The sequence below is a fragment of the Legionella nigrisilvae genome (genome assembly GCF_977063395.2).
Genome location: NZ_CDRUGZ020000027.1, coordinates 117,786 through 132,532, shown reverse-complemented (window position 1 = coordinate 132,532; position 14,747 = coordinate 117,786). Strand labels below are relative to the sequence as shown.

The following is a 14,747-nucleotide window of genomic DNA, read 5'->3' as shown; positions in this document are numbered from 1 at the left end:
CAATTTATACTCTCAGTTTATAAAAATGTTCACATTAAAAAATAGAAATGAGCTGCAGAAAAAATTAAGTAAAGTCAATGAATATGGGGAATATTCACCGTTCCCAGGCGTTACGGTCGTATCCTCGTGTTATCCTGAACACCAGGAGTTTTGTGAGGCTATTTTTAGAGCATTAAATACTAATCCATTGATTATCCGTTATTTTAATCCTCTTCCTGCCTCTAGTTATCACATGACTACAATGAGTCTGGAAACAGAACAACAAATTGGTGAAGAATGGAATCAATTTATTATTAAAACATTGCCTCATTACACAAAAATAAAACAAACTTTACAAGAAAAAGCTTTTTATCCTTCAATTGAGAAGATGGTGGTTCATATTGATCAGTGCATCTCGCTTACGTTATCTTTATCCACAGAGCAAGAAAAGCATATTAGAGAAATTGCGAAAGATTTAAATATCGAACAAACAATACCACGAGTTTTTCATATCACACTTGCCTACTCAAGACCTAATAAAACAATAACTAAAGAACATTGTGAGCAACTTCATACAGAAATTACAAAAACACTAAACATAATTATTGAAGAAACTAAATTGCCTATGGAAATCGGTGAACCCAAACTTTGCTATTTTAATGATATGACGGCTTTTGTTCCATGGGATGCAGATGATAATCCTTTTAAACATGTAACCAAACCTTTAAACTTAAAATTGGGCAACACAGAAAACTCAGAGTTGGAAAAAGAGTCACATTATGAAATGACAGTTTAAGCTATTATTTCAGTTGAAATAAACATTTTGATCTTATATTGTTGCTTCTTAATCTGACATGAATTAGGGAGTTTTCATGAAGAATCATTCTGGGATATTTAGGTTAAGTGAGTATAAGATTCTTGACTATCTGGTAAGACATGTCGATTTGACGCTGGATCTTTCCAAAAACCCGGTTCAATCAACCGCTCTATTGACAATTGAGCCCAACCCAAATTCTGAATCATGCTCCTTAGATCTAGAGTTAGATGGACAAAATATGATCTTAGACTCCATCTTCCTCGAGGGCAAAAAACTGTCTCAAGAAGAATATGAACTAACAAAAGACTCTCTAATTATCAAAAATGTTCCTCAAGGGCGCCCCTTTATACTCGAAACAAAAACTCGTTTGGGTAAAAATACAGATTTATTTGGTTTATATGAAACAGAGGGAACAATTCTAGTCAAGGCAGAAACCGAAGGGCTTCGTAGAGTCTTTTATTGTCATGACCGGCCTGATAATTTAGCTACTTACAAAACAACAATTATTGCTAAGAAAAAAGACTACCCTGTGCTGCTTTCTAATGGTTCGCTTATAGAACAAAGGGATTTAGATGAGGAACGGCAGTCTGTAACCTGGTTTGATAAAGTTCCGAAGCCCAGTTATTTGTTTGCATTGGTGGCTGGGAAACTACAGAAATCGGTCACTTATTTTAAAACACGTTCGGGTCGTGAATTACCAATAGAATTTTATGTTCCTCCAGAAGCTACGATAAAATGTGATTTTGCAAAAGAAGTTTTAAAAGAAGCAATGCGTTGGGAAGAGGAAATCTTTGATTTAGAGTGTGAACTACCCCAACATATGGTTGCCGGGGTGGATAAATATGCATCGGGTGCATCGGAGCCAACGGGGTTAAATTTATTTAACACTGCAAATTTATTTGCTACACCTGAAGCACGTACTGACGCTGACTTTTTAAGGGTATTAGAAGTTGTTGCCCATGAATATTATCATTATTGGTCAGGTGATCGAGTGACTATTCGCGAGTGGTTTAATTTACCTTTTAAAGAAGGATTAACTACTTTCAGAGCAGCAATGTTTCGTGAGCGTTTGTTTGGTACCGATTTAATTAGGATGTTAGACGGAAAAAATCTTGATGAGCGCGCCCCGCGTCAAGATACCTATACAAATGTTAGAAGCCTTTATACTCCCGCGGCATATGAAAAAAGTGCTGATATATTTCGTATGATGATGCTTTTTTTAGGGGATAAAGCTTTTTATAAAGGAATGTCCCAATTTCTAAAAGATAATGATGGTGGAGCCGTAACGCTGGAAGATGTATTAGGCGCATTAAGTAAATCAACGGGGAAAGATATGAATCCTTTCTTAGCTTGGTTTACTGAATCAGGTATTCCTCAAATTACCGTTACTGATGAATATGATGTAGACGCAAAACGCTACACCTTAAGATTTAAAACCAAAGATGGGAATGGAAGACCAATTCCGATTGTTGTTGGATTGCTCAATAATACAGGCAAGGAAATTCAAAGTGACACCATGATACTGGTTGATAAACCTCAAATAGAGTTCCATTTTGAGAACATTGACTCCCATCCTACTCCATCTTTATTGCGTAGTTTCTCTGCTCCTGTAATTCTCGATTTCCCATACAACTCAGAACAACTACTTCGCCTAATGCAATTTGATACCAATGTATATAATCGTTGTGAGGCAGCGAATAAACTCCTTACCCAAATGGTAAGTCAATATTGTTCTGGCAAGCCCCTTATATTTACTCCTGAGTTTTTTAACGCCTATCGAGCTATACTGCGTGATGAAAACAGCTCTTTGAATCCTTGGTTACTTGCTGAGCTAATCGCTATCCCTTCAGAGGAAATCTTGTTTTCCAGCATGCAAAATCAGGATTTTGAAAAAATAGCTGAAGCACGTCGATTGATTCAAAGTCAGCTTGCAAATGAACTAAAGGAGGACCTATTACGGTTACAAAAAAACCTAGATAGGTTACCTGTATCTCAAAGCACTCCCTTTAAGTCATTTGATATTTTATCTGCGGGTTCACGACGTCTAAATTACGTTTGTCATTCCTATTTATTTTCAATACAACCTGAAAATGAAGAACACTCATTAATTGAGCAATTCAACAATTCATTGGGTAAAAATATGACCGACTGCATCTATGCGCTCAATTTGTTATTGGATAATAACAGCAGTCAATCAAATAAGCTTTTGAAATCCTTTTATGACTACTGGCAACATGACCCCAGTGCTGTCAATTATTGGTTTAATATTCAAGCAGCAACCCATTCAGAGAGCGTAATCGGATTGGTAGAACAATTAATGCTTCATCCTGCCTTTGATTTATCTAATCCCAATAAAGTAAGTGCTCTATTTGGAACCTTTATCAAAAATCCTTATGGGTTCCATGCTTTTTCAGGAAAAGGATATGAATTAATCGGTAATGTCATTTTGCAATTGGAGAAAATCAATCCAACTTTGGCTGCCAATTTAACGGAAAAATTTAATAACTGGGATAAATTTGATGAAAACAGACAAAAATTAATGTTAAGCCAATTGGAATTTATTAATACTTATGCCATAACTGCTGATGTGAGAAACATGTCAAAAAAGGGGTTAGATAAGAGGAAGCTTGATCCCCCTATTCCTTACCAACACCTGTTCTTTGAACCGTTCAAGCAAGAATCAACACCCTTAGATAAGAATGTGGAAAAAATAAACTTACATAATTAAATCTTTTCCTATCCGCGTATCAAAGTCGAATCTTGGAGACGTGATCGGCCTCATCCAAACTCTAGCTTTATAATAAATAAGTTATATGAGAGCGAGACTAGCCCAAGGACTTGGGCTAGCGAGATAGTTGGTATGGATTTACGTTGTTATGTATGGGATAGGATTAAAACAAGTTCCTTAGATTTGAAAATTTATTGTCCTTATCTTTATTGGAAAAATTTAGTTTCTAAATGAGAGCATTCTATTAATATATCAAACTGTATAAAATAAGTGCATTCGGTGTATTTTGTATCGTTTTTATTCTACCACCCGGTAGCGAGGAAGTATTATGGCTTTTGAAAAATTATTAATAGAACTAGAGAATTTTATTCTCGTCGATATGTTTAATGTAATGAATGACTCTAATTGCCTCCCTACTGGCTATACATTCGAAATTGATCTATCTGTGGAGTTAATATCATCAATCTCCTTATCTGAAAAAAAAGATTTATTTAATAAAATTTTCGATAGGATAGAAGAATATATGAAATCGGTTCAAAACGATGATATTCCTTTAAATATTTCCGCATTAAGTATTTTAAAGGATTTAATCAAAGATAATCCCATAAACACAAAAAAATTATTTTTATATCTAACCGATAGTTCTCGAATTGACTATATAATAACAGCAGAAAACTTACCCACTTTACGTGAGTTATTTCCTGAGTATGCTAGTCTTCAAAAACAATCTCTACCAGAAATAAAAACCAGTGTTTTAGCAGCTGCCAGGGCTTTTGAAAAGTTATTAGCAGATTTAGAGGATAATATTCTTATTGATGTGATAAATGTTATGGATGATTTGGATGTATCTATTGGTTATGCATTCGAAATGAATCTATCCGCGGAATTAGTATCCTCAATCACTCCATCGGAAAAAAAAGAATTATTCGATAAAATTTTCGACAGGATTAAAGGAACTATTGCATCTGTTCAAAACTGGGATATTACTGTAAATATTACGGCATTACGTGCTTTAAAGGACTTAGTCAAAGATAATCCCACAAGCACAAAAAAATTATTTTTTTATCTGACCGATAGTTCCCGAATTGACTATATAGTAACAACAGAAAACTTACCCACTTTACGTGAGTTATTTCCTGGAAATGCTAGTCTTCAAAAACAATCTTTGACAGAAATAAAAGACAGTATATTAGCAGACCAACAATTCTATGGTAAAGCATCCGTAAGAGGATTCTTTTTTCACAAAAAAGAACTACCTTATGAAATGGCTGAAAAAATAGGAAGCTATCTTGACATAAAAACTGCGACTACAGTGGCTAAGACAGTTAAAAATGCAGCCCAACTAGCCAAAGACGCAATAGAGGCTGTAGATGATGACAATGGGCTCCTAAAAAAATTCATTTAAACTTATATAACACCAGGAGTGGAATAGTTGGGTCACGGCCCACCTAATTCCACTTTGAACCATCAAATTTAATCCTTGTTAAAATTATATTCATAACATTTCCCTACTCAACTAGTAAATACAGAAAACACCAAAAGGAGACGATTGTTTAATTACTTTTAAAAAAAACCAGTGCTGTTGCTATTTTCTTATTTAAAAAACGCGTAGGTAAGAGTCTTGGGTTTATCCAGTCTGAGAAAAGATGAGGAACTAGAGTATAGCGGGGTTTAGGATTAGAATTAGTTAAAATCCGATACACAAGCTCCCCTACTTTGCTAGCGGGTAAAGCAGAGTTTTGAAATAGAATAAGGGCCAAAAAATGGTTTACATATTTTACCTGATATAGAACCTATGTTAATGATTTTTCCCGGTGTGCCTTTCAGCGTTCTATCAGCACCAAGTAACGAGATAAAAGCTTGTGTGACTTGAATTTGCCCAATAACATTTACTTCAAGTTGACGACGAAATTCTTCAATCGGTGTTTCTATCAACGGTCCAACAACAGCCACTCCTGCATTATTAATCAGTCCCCAGAGCATTATACCCTGTAAATGCTCACGCACTTCTTGGGCTGCATTTCGAACCGCATTTTGATCAGTTATATCAAAAATAAGGGGAATAAAAAGTGAGCCTAGTTCATTAGATACACGTTGTGCATCTTGTTCATTACGCACACTTCCAAAAACTCTTATGTCCTGAGCAATCAGTTTACTAGCTATAGCATATCCAATTCCAGATGAAACACCTGTAACCACCACCGAACGCATTTTAGGCTCCTTGCTCCTAGTTCAATTGTATAGATGTTCCTTCTTATCCATTAATTTTGTCTGCTATAACTACTTTATCTTAGTTCATAACCTAAAAGATTTTTTGATTATTCATGCTCAGGATGTACTACAAAAATACCGGGTGCATTTCTAAGGTATTCGTTATAATCCATACCATAACCAAATATATAATGATCTTCGACTTGTAAGCCTACGAAATCAGCTTTCTGTAATCCATTGGGAACACGTTTTCGATATTTATCCACCAAAACAGCGCTGTATATTTTTTCTGCACCCAATGATTTTATTTCATCAATAATTGCTGCCAGGGTAACACCACCATCAAGAATATCATCGACAACTAGAACAGTCCTACCTTGCAAATTGGCCGATGGTTTCACCTTCCAGACAATCTCTCCACCTCGGGTCTCACCTCGATAGCGGGTTGCATGGACGTAATCTACCTCTAATGGAAAGTCCAATCGTGGAAGTAAATTGCCTAAAAGGACCAATCCTCCAACCATAACACAGACCAGTACTGGATTTTGATCTTGCAATTCCTTATGTATATTAATTGCCATTCGATCAAGAGCTGCTTCAACTTCATTAGTAGTAAACAAGCAAGATGATTTTTCGTAAACTTCTTTAATTTTATCTGGAATAGTCATTGTGGGTCCTCAGGACAGATCTGGTTATAAATATGTAGTCATTTAATCTTTTATTTTTCCTGTTCCAGGAAAAGGGCTAACTTTACTTCCATAGCCGGGATTATCTTTTACTTTGGCTGTCCCTTGTTGCGTAACTTCATCGATACGATAAATTGAATGCATCGGAATAAAAGTTCGTTTTACACCATTAAACTCAAGCTTTAATCGTTCTTCAGAAGGATCAACAACTAATGCGGTTTGTTCACCGAACACTAATTCTTCGACCTCGAGAAACCCAAATATCTCACTTTCCTTTACAGAGCGCGCATAAATTTCATAAATTGCTTCTTGATTAGCAAAAGTGATTCTGAATATCGTTTTTTTATTCATAAAATTAACCTATTTTTATGGCAGAGCAAATTATACAAAAACAAAGGCACTCTATTCAATTTAAATTAACGTATATCCTCTATAACTCGCATTTCTTTATACAACTGCTAATCTTTAAACTATTAACAGTGGTTAAATTAACTATTTTATTAATAAATGAGTTTAGTTAGGACGCACTATCATGTCACAAGCTCCTCTTCAATTAGATAAAATGATTTATTTTCAAAATTTGGTACCTGGTTTACAGCAGTCTCCGTTAATTAATGATTTTAAATCTGAATGTCTTGATGCGGAACCCAATGAGTCAATTAAAAAACAACGAGAGATGTTACTCATGGAGTTTCCTCCGATTCTTTCTTTTCGTAATGAACAGCAGAAGAAAAAATTTTATGAAGATGAAGCAGTAAAATGTCATCAGTTTTGTTGTGGTGGCTTATCTCCCATTAGCGCCAACTTCGTAGATGATATCGCTTTTACTCCTAAGGACGACTATGTATTTTCTGCTGGCAACGGTCAACTTTATGAAGGAAGTACAAAAACGATAGATAAGAGAATAAAAGAAGACATTACTCAACAGCAATTTGGAAGTCCAACTCAAAATACGTTGATGGATGGATTAATAAACTTTGATAAAGCAGTTACTCAGCGGATTCAAGCATCAGCCGCCATTGAAGCAGAATCGCCTTCATTAACAGAAATGAAAGCACCTAATCCCTTTGATACTACGTTTAAACCTAAGGAGCAGTAATCAATATCAATTTTGTATTTTATGGTTCTGAGAAGAAAAAATAACCGGCTGTAATGGAACTTGATAGTCTTTCATTGCAGACTCGGCGGGATTTACCTGTAAATCAGGTTCTATGATTTGATATTTTTGAGCAATATAGCAGTAAAAACCTGAAGGAAAAGGCCATAGCATTTTGCCTATTTCATCCAAAAATGTAAATTTTTTAATTAATGATGAGTTATTTACTGGAGGAATATAACAAAAGTTACTCAGAGAATATTGCCTATACCCTCTTTGCAAAAAAATTCGATTTAAGCTAAAGGGGGTACGCATTTTAACTTTTTGGTCACTATAACAGTGCAGAAGCCCTGTTTTCATTGCTCCACCCCATAAACTCCAAGGATTAATACTTAATAATATAACAAAACCCATTGGTTTAAGGACGCGATCAATTTCATCAATTAAGCTAAAACTGTTGGCGAAGGGTTCAAGCGTGAGTGGAACAATAATACAATCAACACTATTACGATCGAGTGGAAGTTGGTTTAAAGCACATTCGATGTGGACTTTATTAGCTAAATAAAAAGGTGATGCGATCCATTTGTGCATGTAATTAAATTTTTTGAGCCATATGTTGTCACCACAATTTCCCAATTGCAGTATTGTCTCGCCATGAGAGTAGACACTTTCATGTTCAATATTTACTACAAATTCATGAGCAGCAAAAAGCCCTAAAGGCGATTGAAACCATTTATTCAGGGCGCGATATTGTTTAAGTTGCCGTTCGATCAACAAAATAATGCCTTTTCAAATAGTTAATCCTCAATTAAACTACAATACAACGAGTTTCATATACATACAATCCATTTTTTGAGTTTAAATAGTGCCTTCGAAACCCATTAAATCTGGACAAAAAGAAACCTTTAGCAAGTTCTTCGTCATTAGTTTTTATTTAATAATAATATATGAACAACTCGAATATGAATGGAACACGTGATTTTATTAAATGAATTAACTATATTTAATATTATTATAAACTGATTGGAATTTATGTTAGGAAGCGATGAATTTAAATTACATGGAATAGGACAATTGTTTGTTCTTGAAAAGCTTTTGGATAAACCACAAGCTCTTGAGTTCTGTAAAAATGCTTCTGCAGAAAAAATATCTTTAGTTCAATACCTTGTCAAAAATAACATTTTATCAGCCACCCAAATTGCACTCACAGCAGCACATAATTTTGGTGCTCCTATGCTAGACCTAGACTGTATTGACATAGATTCTATTCCTACTGATCTGGTGAATGAAAAGTTAATTCGTCGTCATTCAATGGTTCCTCTATTTTGTCGCGGAAATAACTTATATCTTGCAACTGAAGATCCAAGCAAACAAGCTTCTTTAAAGGAGATTCAATTTCATACGGGACTTAATACACATGCAATTATCGTTGAGGCAGATAAGCTTAGTGCATTAATTGATCATTTACTCACCGTTAAGGAAACTCAAGGATTATCTGAATTTGTGGGTGATACAAGTGAGTTCGATGGAATTATCATCAATGAAGAAGAAGAGCATGAGACAGCAGTTGTTACTTCGCTAACGGAGGATGCTCCTATTGTTAAATTCGTTAACAAAATACTTCTAGATGCCATCAAACAAGGAGCTTCTGACATCCATTTTGAACCCTATGAAAAAGAGTACCGCATACGCTATCGTCAAGACGGTATTTTACATGAAATTGCCACCCCACCTGGAAGCTTATCCACACGAATTACTGCACGTATAAAAATCATGTCGAGTCTTGATATTTCGGAAAGACGAGTTCCTCAGGATGGCGGCTTTAAAATGAAAATATCCAAAACGCGATCCATTGATTTTCGTGTAAGCACCTGCCCTACTACCTCAGGTGAAAAAGTTGTTATGCGGATCTTAGATCCTGGTTCTGCAAAATTAGGTATTGAAGCTTTAGGTTTTAGCCCTATTCAAAAAGAATATTTTAAACATGCTATTGAACGACCACAGGGAATGATCCTGGTAACAGGTCCAACAGGTAGTGGTAAAACCGTAACGTTGTATACCGCATTAAATATTCTTAACACTAAAGAAGTCAACATTTCTACGGCTGAAGATCCCGTAGAAATTAAAGTAACTGGCATTAATCAAGTTAATATTAATCCTAAAGCGGGATTAACTTTTTCTAATGCATTACGTTCTTTTTTACGACAAGATCCTGATATCATCATGGTTGGTGAGATACGTGATTTAGAAACGGCGGAGATTGCAGTTAAAGCAGCTCAAACAGGACATTTAGTCCTCTCGACCTTACATACGAATAGTGCCGCTGAAACATTAAATCGTCTAGTTAATATGGGAATTGCAACATTTAATGTGGCCAGCTCCGTAACACTTATTATCGCCCAGCGTTTAGCTCGAAAATTATGCGAACATTGTAAAGTCTTAAGAGATGACTTCAATAAACCGAGTTTGTTAGAGTTAGGTTTTAAAGAGTCTGATTTGGAAGGAATTAAGTTATATAAAGCTGCAGGATGCGCTAGGTGTACCAGCGGATACCGTGGAAGGATTGGATTATTTGAGGTGCTGCCTATGACTAAAAAACTTGGCCAGATCATCATGGCTGGAGGAAACTCTCTGGAAATATTAAAAATTGCCCAGGAAGAAGGGATGATTACGGTTTATCAATCAGGACTTGAAAAGATAAAACAAGGGATTACAACTATTGAGGAAGTCAATCGGGTAACCGTTGATTAACTAGGCAAAAAATGAAAAAAAATGCCAATACAACCTTAACTTTTCATTACACTGGAGTTAATAAGGCAGCTCAACAAGTAAATGGAGATATTGAGGCCAGAAGTCTTGCTTTAGCCAAAGTCGAATTACGCCGACAAGGAATTGTTGTCAATAAAATTGCTAAAAAACGTCCACCTCTATTTAGTTTAAAAAGTAAAAAAATAAAATCTGGGGATATAACTGTATTTAGTCGCCAATTGGCAACAATGATTGAATCCGGGATCCCTCTAGTACAATCCTTTGATATTGTGGCAAAAGGACAATCCAATAAACGATTTAAAGAATTAATTGAAACAATAAAAAGAGATGTTGAGACAGGATTAACGTTCTCAGAATCACTGCAAAAGTTTCCAGCATATTTTAATGAATTATTTTGTAATTTGGTTGAGGCGGGTGAGAAATCGGGATCTCTCGATATTATGCTGGATAAAGTTGCAACCTATAAAGAAAAAATAGAGACAATAAAGAAGAAAATTAAAAAGGCATTAACCTACCCTCTCGCGGTAATGGTTGTTGCTTTCCTTGTTACTGCAGGTTTACTTATTTTTGTGGTTCCACAATTTGAGGCATTATTTAAAGGTTTCGGTGCCGACTTACCTGCAATGACCCAAGCTGTAGTGAGTATGTCGAAAATTTTTCAATCTTATTGGTATCTAATATTTGGAGTTTTAGGAGGCGCGATTTATGCATTTATTTATGCGAAAAAACACTCACCTCAATTCGCGCAGAATATAGATAGAATGCTGTTAAAAGTACCCGTAATTGGTCCTATTATTGAAAAAGCTGCGATCGCTCGTTTTGCAAGAACTTTATCGATCACGTTCGCAGCCGGCTTGCCTTTAGTTGAAGCGCTTAAATCTGTGGCAGGTGCCACAGGAAATATTATTTTCGCCAAAGCTACTGATAATATCAGAGAAGAGGTCTCCACGGGGCAGCAAATGAATAAAGCTATGGAGAATACGCAATTATTTCCCAACATGGTGATCCAGATGGTTGCCATTGGTGAGGAATCAGGTTCTTTAGAAAAAATGTTAAGTAAAGTTGCTGATTTTTTTGAAGAAGATGTTGATAATGCAGTTGACTCCCTGAGTAGTTTATTAGAGCCTGTTATTATGTGTGTTTTAGGTGTCTTGGTCGGTGGACTGGTTGTTGCAATGTATCTACCTATCTTTAAACTGGGATCAGCAATATAACATTATAATCTAATCGCTTATAGCCTGGGTGCAGCGAAGCACATCCTGGGAATTTATGACCTATAACCTAGGTTGGCTTCGCTGCACCTAGACATTTTCAGCAGGATCTTTCAATGATATATGAACTTATTAACACTCCATGGTTTATGTATGTGGTAATTGCTCTATTTTCGCTTGCGGTGGGTAGTTTGCTAAATGTGATTATATACCGTTTGCCTATAATGTTGGAACGAGAATGGAAACAACAATGTTATGAACTAGTTGGGGGCAAGGAAGATGAACAACAAACAATTAATTTATTTGTTCCACGATCTTTTTGCCCATCGTGCAAAGCTATGGTTAGAGCGTGGCAAAATATCCCAATTTTAAGCTATCTATTGTTACGTGGGCGTTGTTATCAATGTAAAAATCCAATCTCTATTCGCTATCCTTTGATTGAATTAAGTACCTTACTTCTATCATTATTTGCAAGTTGGCATTTCGGCTTTACTTTACAATTAGTATTTGTATTGATTGGTATTTGGATATTAATTTGTTTAATTTTTATCGATTTAGATCATCAAATATTACCTGACAGTTTAACCTTAGGCTTATTGTGGATTGGTCTCATTGCTAATACTCAATCTTTATTTACTTCCTTACCTCAGGCAGTACTCAGTGCTGCGGGAGCTTATATGGGATTATGGATATTTATCAAACTATTTTATTTGTTTACGGGTAAAATAGGCATGGGGCATGGGGATTTTAAGTTATTTGCTGCATTTGGAGCTTGGTTTGGATGGGTATTTTTACCGCTAATCCTCCTTCTAGCCTCAATTAGTGGTACAATAATTGGATTGTTGTATTTGCATTTACAAGGTAAATCCAAAGATACAACAATTCCATTTGGTCCTTTTTTATGCGTAAGCGGATTAATTTCTTTATTCTGGGGCCATAGTATAGTCAATTGGTACTTGCATTTTTGGATGTAAAATGAATAATCAGGATTCATAAATGGCTTATCAAGTTATTTTATTTGATCTAGATGACACACTAATTGATTTTGCCTATTCTCAACGAATGGGGTTGATGGATATCTATAAACAATTCTACTCAACTGTCGAATACACACTTTTTGAGCGTCTTTACAAAGAAATTAATGCTTGTCTTTGGAGCAAGGTGGGAACCAAAGAACATGCCCTCATGCCAAGCGATGTAAGATTGTTACGATTTGTACAGTTAAATCAAAAGCTTTCTTGTACTACTCCACCAGAAGTAATTGCAGACGCATATGATATCAATCTGTATGTCCATGCACATTGGCTACCCAACGTGAGAACTGCTATTGAATTCTTACATCAAAAAGGACATATTTTAGGTATTATTACCAATGGTTTCGTCGAAGTACAAGGAGAAAAAAGGCAAAGACTCCAGTTAAAGAATTGGTTTGATTGTTATATAGTTTCTGATGAAGTTGGTGTTGCTAAACCTAACGTAGAAATTTTTAATATTGCGCTACAAGAAATTACTAGCAAACGCAAACAAGTAATTGAAAAACAGTCCATGTTAATGGTTGGTGATTCGATTATTAGTGATGGTTATGGAGCAAAGAACTTTGGAATCGATTATTGTTTAATTAATAATCGAACATTAACTAACGACTCTTTGGAAACCCCTATTAAATACACCCTTCGCTCTGTTGCTCATTTGCCGGCAATTATCGGCTATGAAACTGAATATATGGATTTCTTGAAATCAAGCATGAACACAGAAGTACTTATATAATTGCCTTTAATAAGTTAAAAGAAAAACGTATCTTGATATAGTGCGTGAATACATTACTACACTGTTTAATCCAAAAATTAACATTTTTTTGTTTCGAGCTTAGCCAGTTGTTCAATCAGATTTTTGAATAAAATCACACCAAAATAAATACCAGCATTTGCAAGCAGAATACAATTAGAAGAAAATAAAATTTATCGCGACTCACCCAAGCAAAAGGATTGATATGGATATTAATTTAACAGTATTTGCTGCCCCAATATTTCTAATTTTAATTGGAATTGAATGGAGCATTTCTTATTACAAAAAATCTAGTGTATATCAATTTAATGATTCTATTAATAATTTGAGTACTGGCATACTAGAAGAAATTGCGGCTCTACCAGTAAGGGGGGCAATAATTTTTGGTTATTATTATTTGTATGAGCATTTTGCTGTGTTTCACATAAATTCTCATCTTATTATTTCCTGGATCCTACTCTGGCTTGGTGTTGATTTTTGTTATTATTGGTACCATCGAGCAAGTCATCGATGTAATTTTCTTTGGATAGGGCACTCGGTTCACCATCAAAGTGAAAATTATAATTTATCGGTTGCCTTAAGACAGGGCTATTTCCAAACCCTAACATCTTGGGTTTTTTATCTGCCCCTAGCTTTAATAGGCTTTCCAACCTGGATGTTTGTTCTGATCGCTTCAAGCAATACTATTTATCAGTTTTGGATCCACACTCAATCAATAAATCGAATGGGATTGTTGGAAATAATGTTTAATACACCCTCGCATCATAGAGTGCATCATGGCATAAACCCGCAATATATCGACAAAAACTTCGCCGGAAGTTTAATTATATGGGACAAGATTTTTGGTACCTTTGAACCAGAAAAGATTCCTGTAGAATATGGAATCACTGAGCCGCTTGAAACATGGAATCCGTTTTATGCCAATGTTAAAGTCGTTAAAGACGTATTGTATTATGGAAAAAATCTGAAAAATAAGCTGGACCTTATTAAAGCATTTTTTATGCCACCAGAATGGGTAATTAATCAGTTACAAGAGCAGAATGATATTCCCAAAAGAATGGTAAATAAGAAAAACAGCCAATCTCCCAAACTATATATGTTATTCAATATCGCCCTTGCAATAGTTCTTTACGCTTACCTCTCATTTATCTTCACTTTAGACTCACTGAGCTCATGGCTTATGGGAGTATTTATTTTATTTACCCTCTATACATTAGGTTCAATTGCCAACGGGAAACAAAAAAATCTATTTTTTGAACTACTGCGTTCCATTATTCTTTTATTTATTCTTCTCTCATTAAAAAATGGTATATTTTTATCTTTCGGTTTAGCTATATTGTTTTTACTGGTAAATCTTTTCCTATTTCGTTTTAATTTGTTTAGAAAACAATCCTATGTATCTTCTATTTCAGCATAAAATCAGGGGTTAACTTAGTCGAGTTAGCCCGAACCCAAGTTTTATAGA

The 14,747-nt window shown here is 35.2% G+C and carries 13 protein-coding genes; 9 read left to right on the top strand and 4 right to left on the bottom strand.

Annotation, left to right across the window (positions count from 1 at the left end; genetic code table 11):
• Window positions 1-25 precede the first annotated feature (25 nt).
• The 3 genes from ACWTE2_RS17880 to ACWTE2_RS17870 all read left to right on the top strand — a co-directional run bounded on the left by ACWTE2_RS17880 (window position 26) and on the right by ACWTE2_RS17870 (window position 4,929).
• A complete protein-coding gene (locus ACWTE2_RS17880) occupies window positions 26-775 on the top strand; it encodes a DUF1868 domain-containing protein (RefSeq protein ID WP_454783720.1) in 750 nt (249 codons plus the stop codon).
• Between the two features lie 76 nt (window positions 776-851).
• Window positions 852-3,524: an aminopeptidase N gene (pepN, locus tag ACWTE2_RS17875; protein ID WP_454783719.1), complete on the top strand. Its 2,673-nt coding sequence runs from the start codon at window positions 852-854 to the stop codon at window positions 3,522-3,524.
• Between the two features lie 328 nt (window positions 3,525-3,852).
• Window positions 3,853-4,929 (top strand): hypothetical protein, encoded by a 1,077-nt coding sequence (locus ACWTE2_RS17870; protein WP_454783718.1) that lies wholly within the window; start codon window positions 3,853-3,855, stop codon window positions 4,927-4,929.
• 314 nt (window positions 4,930-5,243) lie between these two features.
• Here the strand turns inward: ACWTE2_RS17870 and ACWTE2_RS17865 are convergent, their stop codons facing one another.
• The 3 genes from ACWTE2_RS17865 to ACWTE2_RS17855 form a co-directional block, all read right to left on the bottom strand.
• Window positions 5,244-5,735 carry an SDR family NAD(P)-dependent oxidoreductase gene (locus ACWTE2_RS17865; protein WP_454783717.1) on the bottom strand — a complete coding sequence of 164 codons (492 nt, stop codon included), beginning with the start codon at window positions 5,733-5,735 and terminating at the stop codon, window positions 5,244-5,246.
• A 107-nt stretch (window positions 5,736-5,842) separates the two neighbouring features.
• Window positions 5,843-6,403, bottom strand: coding sequence for a hypoxanthine-guanine phosphoribosyltransferase (locus ACWTE2_RS17860; RefSeq protein ID WP_182390644.1), 561 nt, complete (start codon window positions 6,401-6,403; stop codon window positions 5,843-5,845).
• Window positions 6,404-6,445: 42 nt separating this feature from the next.
• Complete coding sequence (locus tag ACWTE2_RS17855; protein WP_182390643.1) at window positions 6,446-6,772, bottom strand: DUF1820 family protein; 327 nt, start codon at window positions 6,770-6,772, stop codon at window positions 6,446-6,448.
• 181 nt (window positions 6,773-6,953) lie between these two features.
• Between ACWTE2_RS17855 and ACWTE2_RS17850 the strand changes: the two genes are divergently transcribed.
• Window positions 6,954-7,520 carry a hypothetical protein gene (locus ACWTE2_RS17850; RefSeq protein WP_454783716.1) on the top strand — a complete coding sequence of 189 codons (567 nt, stop codon included), beginning with the start codon at window positions 6,954-6,956 and terminating at the stop codon, window positions 7,518-7,520.
• 6 nt (window positions 7,521-7,526) lie between these two features.
• On the opposite strand, the gene ACWTE2_RS17845 is transcribed toward ACWTE2_RS17850, so the two are convergent.
• Complete coding sequence (locus tag ACWTE2_RS17845) at window positions 7,527-8,294, bottom strand: methyltransferase domain-containing protein (protein ID WP_454783715.1); 768 nt, start codon at window positions 8,292-8,294, stop codon at window positions 7,527-7,529.
• Window positions 8,295-8,549: 255 nt separating this feature from the next.
• On the opposite strand from ACWTE2_RS17845, the gene pilB reads away from it, so the two are divergent.
• The 5 genes from pilB to ACWTE2_RS17820 all read left to right on the top strand — a co-directional run bounded on the left by pilB (window position 8,550) and on the right by ACWTE2_RS17820 (window position 14,699).
• Entirely contained in the window at window positions 8,550-10,268 is a 1,719-nt protein-coding gene (gene pilB, locus ACWTE2_RS17840; RefSeq protein ID WP_454783714.1) for a type IV-A pilus assembly ATPase PilB, read from the top strand.
• Window positions 10,269-10,279: 11 nt separating this feature from the next.
• On the top strand, window positions 10,280-11,500 hold the full coding sequence (locus tag ACWTE2_RS17835; protein WP_454783713.1) for a type II secretion system F family protein: 1,221 nt from the start codon (window positions 10,280-10,282) through the stop codon (window positions 11,498-11,500).
• 113 nt (window positions 11,501-11,613) lie between these two features.
• A complete protein-coding gene (locus ACWTE2_RS17830; protein WP_454783712.1) occupies window positions 11,614-12,471 on the top strand; it encodes a prepilin peptidase in 858 nt (285 codons plus the stop codon).
• Between the two features lie 22 nt (window positions 12,472-12,493).
• Window positions 12,494-13,264 carry an HAD family hydrolase gene (locus ACWTE2_RS17825; RefSeq protein ID WP_182390637.1) on the top strand — a complete coding sequence of 257 codons (771 nt, stop codon included), beginning with the start codon at window positions 12,494-12,496 and terminating at the stop codon, window positions 13,262-13,264.
• Between the two features lie 223 nt (window positions 13,265-13,487).
• A complete protein-coding gene (locus ACWTE2_RS17820) occupies window positions 13,488-14,699 on the top strand; it encodes a sterol desaturase family protein (protein ID WP_454783711.1) in 1,212 nt (403 codons plus the stop codon).
• Window positions 14,700-14,747 lie beyond the last annotated feature (48 nt).

Bases quoted from the DNA above. Each gene is read 5' to 3' on its own strand.
- ACWTE2_RS17870 (WP_454783718.1), top strand. From the start codon at position 3,853: ATGGCTTTTGAAAAATTATTAATAGAACTAGAGAATTTTATTCTCGTC.
- ACWTE2_RS17850 (WP_454783716.1), top strand. From the start codon at position 6,954: ATGTCACAAGCTCCTCTTCAATTAGATAAAATGATTTATTTTCAAAAT.
- pilB (WP_454783714.1), top strand. From the start codon at position 8,550: ATGTTAGGAAGCGATGAATTTAAATTACATGGAATAGGACAATTGTTT.
- ACWTE2_RS17855 (WP_182390643.1), bottom strand. From the start codon at position 6,772: ATGAATAAAAAAACGATATTCAGAATCACTTTTGCTAATCAAGAAGCA.
- ACWTE2_RS17820 (WP_454783711.1), top strand. From the start codon at position 13,488: ATGGATATTAATTTAACAGTATTTGCTGCCCCAATATTTCTAATTTTA.
- ACWTE2_RS17860 (WP_182390644.1), bottom strand. From the start codon at position 6,403: ATGACTATTCCAGATAAAATTAAAGAAGTTTACGAAAAATCATCTTGC.
- ACWTE2_RS17825 (WP_182390637.1), top strand. From the start codon at position 12,494: ATGGCTTATCAAGTTATTTTATTTGATCTAGATGACACACTAATTGAT.
- ACWTE2_RS17835 (WP_454783713.1), top strand. From the start codon at position 10,280: ATGAAAAAAAATGCCAATACAACCTTAACTTTTCATTACACTGGAGTT.
- ACWTE2_RS17865 (WP_454783717.1), bottom strand. From the start codon at position 5,735: ATGCGTTCGGTGGTGGTTACAGGTGTTTCATCTGGAATTGGATATGCT.
- pepN (WP_454783719.1), top strand. From the start codon at position 852: ATGAAGAATCATTCTGGGATATTTAGGTTAAGTGAGTATAAGATTCTT.
- ACWTE2_RS17880 (WP_454783720.1), top strand. From the start codon at position 26: ATGTTCACATTAAAAAATAGAAATGAGCTGCAGAAAAAATTAAGTAAA.
- ACWTE2_RS17830 (WP_454783712.1), top strand. From the start codon at position 11,614: ATGATATATGAACTTATTAACACTCCATGGTTTATGTATGTGGTAATT.